Consider the following 6,764-nt stretch of genomic DNA (forward strand, 5'->3'; position numbering starts at 1 on the left):
CGGCACCCCCCAACCCGTCCCCCGCCTGGACTGGCGCCGACTGCGAAAGCTGGCGGCGACGGTGGGACGGACGGCGGTGCATCACCGCCGTCCCTGACCTCGCCGGGGCGCCGGCCGACGGGTCAACACACCCCGGCGCCCGCCGCAGCACCGTGGAACGCCGCATCGCCCGCGCGGACGCCCCGTCTCAGCCACCAAACGCGACGGCAAGTGCAGCAGGCCCCGCCTACAACCCCGCGACGGCGTTCCACCGCTTCGCGAACCCCACCCGCTCCTCCGGCGTGATGTCCCGCGCGATGGCCAGCCGTCGGCGCATCGCCGTGTCCGGGAAGATCAGCGGGTCCTCGGCCAGCGCGGCCGTCTCCGCGCCCTTGGCGGCGGCGAGGACGTCCCGGGCGGCCGGGACGGGGCAGACGTAGTTGACCCAGGCGGCGAGTTGGGCGGCGACCTCGGGATCGTAGTAGTGGTCGATCAGCCGCTCGGCGTTGGCCTTGTGGCCGGCCAGGTTGGGGATCATCAGGGACTCCGACCACAGCTCGGCGCCCTCCTCGGGGACGACGAAGCGGATGTCGGGGTCGTCCGCCTGGAGCTGGATGACGTCGCCGGAGTAGGCCTGGCAGGCCAGGACGTCGCCGCTGGAGAGGTCCTTGATGTAGTCGTTGCCGGTGAAGCGCCGGATCTGCCCCTTGCAGACCTGTTCCTCGACCTGGTCGCAGACCGTGTGGAAGTCGTCCGCGGTCCACCGCGTGATGTCGACGCCGTTGCCCTGCATGAGCAGCGCGAAGGCCTCGTCAAGACCGGACAGCAGGGTCACCCGGCCCTTGAGGTCGTTCGCCCACAGCTCGGACACGCTGTGTATCTCGCGTCCCAGGCGACGGCGGTGGTACGCGATGCCCGTGATCCCGGACTGCCACGGCACGGTGTACCTCCGCCCGGGGTCGAACGCCGGCGAACGCAGTAGCGGATCCAGGTACTCGGTCACGTTCGGCTGCCGGGCCCGGTCCATCTCCTGCACCCAGCCCAGCCGTACGAACCGGGCGCACATCCAGTCGCTGATGACGACGAGATCGCGCCCGGTGCTCTGGTGGTTCATCAGCGCCGGGCTGATCTTGCCGAAGAACTCGTCGTTGTCGTTGATCTCCTCGACGTACTCGACGGAGATGCCCGTGCGCTTCTCGAAGCCATCAAGCGTCGGCCGCCGCGCCGCGTCCTCGTCGTCCGTGTCGATGTACAACGGCCAGTTCGCCCAGGTCAGCCGCTTGTCGGTGGCGGAGAGATCGGCGGCGGCGCGGTCGGCGGGCGGCACGTAAGCGGCGGGTACACCACACCCAGCGAGCCCTCCCCACCACCGCACCCCCGCCGAGGGCGCGCAGGAGGGTCCGGCGGGACGGCCAGGAGTTCTTCGGTGGGAGGGCCATTGCGGCACACATTGTCAACCGGCAGGAACCGCAACGCCCTTGGGGGCGCGGGGAACTGCGCGACCAGCCCCCACGCACCCGCGGCCGAAACACAACCCCTTACGCGTCCAGGGACGTCATGACGTGCTTGATCCGCGTGTAGTCGTCGAACCCGTAACCCGAAAGGTCCTTGCCGTACCCGGACTTCTTGAACCCGCCGTGCGGCATCTCCGCCACCAACGGAATGTGCGTGTTGATCCACACGCACCCGAAGTCCAGCTTCTTCGACATCCGCATCGCCCGCCCGTGGTCCTTCGTCCACACGGACGAAGCCAGCGCGTACTCCACGCCGTTGGCCCACTCGACGGCCTGCTCCTCGTCCGAGAAGGACTGGACGGTGATGACCGGCCCGAAGACCTCCTTCTGGATGATCTCGTCGTCCTGCTTGAGCCCGGAGACCACCGTCGGCGCGTAGAAGTACCCCTTCTCACCGACCTGGTGGCCACCGGCCTCGACCTTGGCGTGGGCGGGCAGCCGCTCGATGAACCCGGAGACCTGCTTGAGCTGGTTGGGGTTGTTGAGCGGGCCGAAGAGCACGTCCTCGTCGTCCGGCTGGCCCGTCTTCGTGTCGGCGGCCGCCTTCGCGAGCGCCTGCACGAACTCGTCGTGGATGCCCTCCTGCACGAGCACGCGCGTGGCGGCCGTACAGTCCTGCCCGGCGTTGAAGAAGCCCGCGACGGAGATGTCCTCGACGGCCTTGGCGATGTCGGTGTCGTCGAAGACGACGACCGGCGCCTTGCCGCCCAGCTCCAGGTGGACCCGCTTGAGGTCCTTGGAGGCGGACTCGGCGACCGACATGCCGGCGCGCACGGAGCCGGTGATGGAGGCCATCGCCGGGGTCGGGTGCTCGACCATCAGCCGACCGGTGTCGCGGTCACCGGTGATGACGTTGAAGACGCCCTTGGGCAGGATCGCCCCGATGATCTCGGCGATCAGGACCGTCGAGGCGGGCGTCGTGTCCGAGGGCTTCAGCACCACGGTGTTGCCCGCCGCGATGGCCGGGGCGAACTTCCACACGGCCATCATCATCGGGTAGTTCCAGGGCGCGACCTGAGCGCAGACCCCGACCGGCTCACGGCGGACGATGGAGGTCAGGCCCTCCATGTACTCACCGGCCGAGCGGCCCTCCAGCATCCGCGCCGCGCCCGCGAAGAAGCGGATCTGGTCGACCATCGGCGGGATCTCCTCGGAGCGGGTCAGCCCGATCGGCTTGCCCGTGTTCTCCACCTCGGCCGCGATGAGCTCCTCGGCCCGCTCCTCGAACGCGTCCGCGATCTTCAGCAGGGCCTTCTGCCGCTCGGCGGGGGTCGTGTCGCGCCAGCCCGGGAAGGCCCTGGCGGCGGCCTCCATCGCGGCGTCGACGTCCGCCTGCCCGGACAGCGGCGCGGTCGCGTACGCCTCGCCCGTCGCGGGGTTGACCACGTCCGTGGTCCGTCCGTCGGCGGCGTCCCGGAACTCACCGTCGATGTAGTTGCGCAGACGACGCAGCTCGGTGCTCACTGCCGGCCTCCTGTCAGGTCTCACTGCTGCTGGCTGTCGGTTGTGCTGTCAGTCCTGGGTGTCCAGTTGCTGAGACACCCACCCTAGTCGGCCGAGCCACGTTTTCAACACCCCCGATCGCGCCAAGGCTGCGAAATCCGCAAGTCTCGGTCTCATAAACAACGAATTTCATCGCTCCGGCCTTGCGGAACTGTCGAGACGTCGTGCACAGTGACGTCGTGGCCAGTCGAAGCGCAGAGCACAGGGACTCCCGCGAGTCCAGGACCGGCGGCGGTCCCCAGCTGGACGCCGTCTCCCTCGCCATCATCGAACAACTCCAGGAGGACGGCCGCCGGCCGTACGCCGCCATCGGCAAGGCCGTGGGCCTGTCCGAGGCCGCCGTGCGCCAGCGCGTCCAGAAGTTGCTCGACCAGGGCGTGATGCAGATCGTCGCCGTCACGGACCCGCTCACCGTGGGCTTCCGCAGGCAGGCGATGGTCGGTGTCAACGTCGAGGGCGATGTGGAGTCGGTCGCCGACGCACTGACCGCCATGTCCGAATGCGAGTACGTGGTGATGACCGCCGGGTCCTTCGACCTGATGGTGGAGATCGTCTGCGAGGACGACGACCACCTCCTGGACGTCATCAACCGCCGCATCCGGGCCGTCCCCGGAGTGCGCTCCACCGAGAGCTTCGTCTACCTCAGGCTCAAGAAGCAGACCTACATGTGGGGAACCCGATAACCGTGAGGACCCGATAACCGTGAGCACCGACACCCCTCAGGACCTCAGCAGGACCGCGTACGACCACTTGTGGATGCACTTCACGCGCATGTCCTCGTACGAGAAGGCGCCCGTCCCGACCATCGTCCGGGGCGAGGGCACCCACATCTACGACGACAAGGGCAAGCGCTACCTCGACGGGCTCGCCGGCCTGTTCGTGGTGCAGGCCGGGCACGGCCGGGTCGAGCTGGCCGAGACCGCGTTCAAGCAGGCCCAGGAGCTGGCGTTCTTCCCGGTGTGGTCCTACGCCCACCCGAAGGCCGTGGAGCTGGCGGAGCGCCTCGCCGACGAGGCGCCGGGCGACCTCAACAAGGTCTTCTTCACCACCGGCGGCGGTGAGGCGGTGGAGACCGCCTGGAAGCTCGCCAAGCAGTACTTCAAGCTGGTCGGCAAGCCCACCAAGTACAAGGTGATCTCCCGCGCGGTCGCGTATCACGGCACCCCGCAGGGCGCCCTGTCCATCACCGGCCTGCCCGGCCTGAAGGCCCCCTTCGAGCCGCTCGTCCCGGGCGCGCACAAGGTCCCGAACACCAACATCTACCGCGCCCCGATCCACGGCGACGACCCCGAGGCCTTCGGCCGCTGGGCCGCCGACCAGATCGAGCAGCAGATCCTCTTCGAGGGCCCGGACACGGTCGCCGCGGTCTTCCTGGAGCCGGTGCAGAACGCGGGCGGCTGCTTCCCGCCCCCGCCGGGCTACTTCCAGCGGGTGCGCGAGATCTGCGACCAGTACGACGTGCTGCTGGTGTCGGACGAGGTCATCTGCGCCTTCGGCCGCCTGGGCACGACGTTCGCCTGCGACAAGTTCGGCTACGTCCCGGACATGATCACCTGCGCCAAGGGCATGACCTCGGGCTACTCCCCGATCGGCGCCTGCATCGTCTCCGACCGCCTGGCCGAGCCGTTCTACAAGGGCGACAACACCTTCCTGCACGGCTACACCTTCGGCGGTCACCCCGTGTCGGCCGCGGTGGGCCTGGCCAACCTCGACCTGTTCGAGCGCGAGGGCCTCAACCAGCACGTCCTCGACAACGAGGGCAACTTCCGCGCGACCCTGGAGAAGCTCCACGACCTGCCGATCGTCGGCGACGTCCGCGGCAACGGCTTCTTCTACGGCATCGAGCTGGTGAAGGACAAGCACACCAAGGAGTCCTTCAACGAGGAGGAGACCGAGCGCGTCCTGTACGGCTTCCTCTCCAAGGCCCTCTTCGACAACGGCCTGTACTGCCGTGCCGACGACCGCGGCGACCCGGTCGTGCAGCTCGCGCCGCCGCTGATCTCCAACCAGGAGACGTTCGACGAGATCGAGCAGATCCTGCGGGCGACCCTGTCGGAGGCGTGGACCAAGCTCTAGCCGTGACGGCGGGGGTGCACCCGTAGGAGTGAGAAGGGTGCACCACCCGCCGCGTGCTGTCCCTCGTTCCGGTCCCGGATCCTTAGCGTGCCTGGTAACCGATCGGCCCTGTCTTCGTTCCCCCGCACGGGGGAACGAACACGGGAACTACGGATCACGAGGTGTACGCCCATGGAGGCTCCGCCGGACAACGACGTGCTCTGGGCACGCGCGCTGCACTTCACGCACCGCGACGGCTCCCCCGCGCTCGGCGGGGTCTCGCTCGGAGTGCGCGAGGGCGAGATCCTCGCCGTCACCGGCCCGCGCGGCAGCGGCAAGACGGCTCTCCTGCGGTGTCTGTCCGGCCTGCTCCCGGCGCGGGGCGGCGAAGTCTGGTTCAACAGCCTCCCGGTGCACACCATGGGCCCGCTGGCCCGCGAACGGCTCCGCCGTGACCGCTTCACCTGGATCGACCCGACCCCGACGCTCGTTCCCGAGCTGAACGCCTGGGAGAACGCCGCCCTCCCCCTGATGCTGCGCGGCACCAGCCGCCGCCGCGCCAAGACGGCCGCGCTGGAGTGGCTGAACCGTCTGGACGTCGGCGAGTCGGCCCGCAAGCGCCCGCACCAGCTGGTCCACGCCGAACGCCAGCGCGTCTGCATCGCCCGCGCGCTGGCCCCCGCACCGACGGTCCTGTTCGCCGACGAACCGACGGCCCCGCTGCACCACGCCGACCGCGCGCACGTCCTGCGCACCCTGACGACAGCGGCCCGCTCGCACGGCATCACCGTCGTCCTGGCCACCTACGACGTGGCGAACGCGGCCTTCGCCGACCGCACCATCGCCCTCCTCGACGGACGGCGCGTCAACACGGTGCACCTGCCTCCGGTCACCGCGACGGAAGGCCGGGCGGCGTGCTCGCTCTCCGTCTGACCCGGACCGGCCGGCCCGCCGTACAGCTGCGCCGTCTGCTCGTGGCGGCGGCCTCGGCGGGCACGGGCTTCCTGCTGCTGAGCGCCCTCGGCCACGCGCTGTCGCACACCGACCCCGGCGCGTCGGCCCTGCGCCTGGCCTGGTGCCTGCCCCCGCTGGCCGCGACGATCCACCTCGCGCTGGCCGTGGCCCGCACCGACCCGGGCACCAGGCCCCGCCCCGGCCTCGCCGCGATCGGCCTCGGACCGGCCCGTCTGATGCTGGTCTCGGCCACCACCACGGCCCTGTCCTGCACGCTCGGCTCGATGCTCGCCCTGCTGGTCTTCCTCCATCTGCGCGGCGACCTGACCGGTATGCCCTTCGACGGCGCCGCCGCGGAGTTCCTGGCAGCGGACGCCCCCCTCCCTCTGCCGGCCGCCCTGACCCTGCTGACCCTGGCCCCGGCGACCGCTTCGACGACGGTGGCACTCGCCCTGCGGCCGAAGGAACCCGGCCCCACCGGGGCGCGGGGCGCCGAAGGGAGGTCGTACCGCCGTTTCGGGGCGTACGGCAGGGCGGTGGCGCGGGAGACGTTCGGGGCGTACGGGCGGTTCGGGGCGCGACGGCGGGCCGCGACGGAGAAGGGCGGCACACCGCCGGAGCAGGCGAGTGAGCGGACGGGTGAACAGGCTGGCGAGCAGGCAGGCGAGCGGGCGAACGAACCGGTCCCCGCGCCGGCCGCCCCCGAGGAGGCCGAGGAGACCGCGGAAGCGCTGGACCGCATGACCCACCTCCCGGCCC

4 protein-coding genes and 2 pseudogenes are annotated in these 6,764 nt (G+C 70.3%); 4 read left to right on the forward strand and 2 right to left on the reverse strand.

The features are described 5' to 3' along the window. Window positions 1-226 precede the first annotated feature (226 nt). Both L0P92_RS40565 and L0P92_RS40570 read right to left on the reverse strand, forming a co-directional pair. Window positions 227-1,418 (reverse strand): annotated as a pseudogene (locus tag L0P92_RS40565) (polyamine ABC transporter substrate-binding protein). 99 nt (window positions 1,419-1,517) lie between these two features. Continuing rightward, complete coding sequence (locus tag L0P92_RS40570) at window positions 1,518-2,957, reverse strand: gamma-aminobutyraldehyde dehydrogenase (RefSeq protein ID WP_234768151.1); 1,440 nt, start codon at window positions 2,955-2,957, stop codon at window positions 1,518-1,520. Between the two features lie 203 nt (window positions 2,958-3,160). Here L0P92_RS40570 and L0P92_RS40575 point away from each other — a divergent pair, with 203 nt between their 5' ends. From L0P92_RS40575 to L0P92_RS40590, 4 genes and pseudogenes are all read left to right on the forward strand, one after another. Continuing rightward, the gene (locus L0P92_RS40575; RefSeq protein WP_234768152.1) at window positions 3,161-3,679 is read left to right on the forward strand and encodes an Lrp/AsnC family transcriptional regulator; all 519 of its coding nucleotides are present in this window, start codon (window positions 3,161-3,163) and stop codon (window positions 3,677-3,679) included. 19 nt (window positions 3,680-3,698) lie between these two features. Continuing rightward, on the forward strand, window positions 3,699-5,072 hold the full coding sequence (locus L0P92_RS40580) for an aspartate aminotransferase family protein (protein WP_234768153.1): 1,374 nt from the start codon (window positions 3,699-3,701) through the stop codon (window positions 5,070-5,072). A gap of 171 nt (window positions 5,073-5,243) precedes the next feature. Next, window positions 5,244-5,984, forward strand: coding sequence for an ABC transporter ATP-binding protein (locus tag L0P92_RS40585; protein ID WP_234768154.1), 741 nt, complete (start codon window positions 5,244-5,246; stop codon window positions 5,982-5,984). After that, window positions 5,966-6,764: pseudogene (locus L0P92_RS40590) on the forward strand (hypothetical protein); the annotation flags it as partial. The gene L0P92_RS40585 and the pseudogene L0P92_RS40590, both read left to right, overlap by 19 nt.

The organism is Streptomyces muensis (assembly GCF_021474425.1).
Lineage (GTDB): Bacteria > Actinomycetota > Actinomycetes > Streptomycetales > Streptomycetaceae > Streptomyces > Streptomyces muensis.

Coding starts and splice junctions, on each gene's coding strand:
- L0P92_RS40585 (WP_234768154.1), top strand. CDS start 5,244: ATGGAGGCTCCGCCGGACAACGACGTGCTCTGGGCACGCGCGCTGCAC.